Below are 858 nucleotides of genomic sequence, written 5' to 3' on the forward strand. Positions count from 1 at the left end.
GGTACTGAGTATATAATTTGATACAGATAAATAAGAGCACTTCTGGGAAAATAATTCTTGGAGGTGCTTTTGCTTTGACTAATAATAAATACTCGTATGAAACTAAATTGGAAGCTATTAGACTTTTGAACGCCGGTGTTTCTGGAAGACAAATCGTTAAACGGCTCGGTTTGAAAAGTGATGGTCTTATTTATACTTGGAGGAAACATCTTCGCAATGGAGACTATTACCGTCTTTCTCAGCCTCAAGGAAAACAATATAAATACAATAAAGGCGTGGCGGAACTGCCGGAGGCAGAACGTCACGCCAGAGAAATTGACGAAATAAAGCAAGAACTTGAAGTTGTAAAAAAATATTTAATCAAGGAAAGGTTGTGGTAAATAAAACTACAATATCAATGATAACTGAATTAAGCGATCACATTTCTATCTCGAGAATATGTAAAATATTAGGAATCTCTAGATCAACGTATTATCGTCATTTAAATAGCATCGATTTACTTGAATTGTCAGATTTAGAATCACTAATAAAATATGAATGTATAAAAACAAAATTCAGATACGGTTATCGAAAAATTTATCATCGGATCAAAAATGAAATACATTGTTCAATAAATCAAGTTAGGAGAATCATGCACAATCACGGCTGGGGCTGCGTAGTAAAGCCTAAACGATTAAATCGACCTGGAAATCCTTATAAGACCTTTGAAAATATAGTTAATGGAGACTGGTCGACTCCAAAGCCAATGACTAAACTGACCACCGACATCACGTATCTACCATTTGGCACAGAGATGCTTTATTTGTCATCAATATTAGACAGCTTTAACAACGAAATAATTGCATATGAAATATCAGA

Annotated in this window: 1 protein-coding gene and 2 pseudogenes; all 3 read left to right on the forward strand. The window is 34.1% G+C overall.

Annotated elements, in window-relative coordinates:
• Positions 1–74 precede the first annotated feature (74 nt).
• On the forward strand, positions 75–380 hold the full coding sequence (locus FC72_RS10560) for a transposase (protein ID WP_057767492.1): 306 nt from the start codon (positions 75–77) through the stop codon (positions 378–380).
• 17 nt (positions 381–397) lie between these two features.
• A pseudogene (locus FC72_RS11170) lies at positions 398–613 on the forward strand (helix-turn-helix domain-containing protein); the annotation flags it as partial.
• Positions 614–631: 18 nt separating this feature from the next.
• A pseudogene (locus tag FC72_RS11045) lies at positions 632–858 on the forward strand (hypothetical protein); the annotation flags it as partial.

The organism is Companilactobacillus tucceti DSM 20183, from assembly GCF_001434665.1.
Lineage (GTDB): Bacteria > Bacillota > Bacilli > Lactobacillales > Lactobacillaceae > Companilactobacillus > Companilactobacillus tucceti.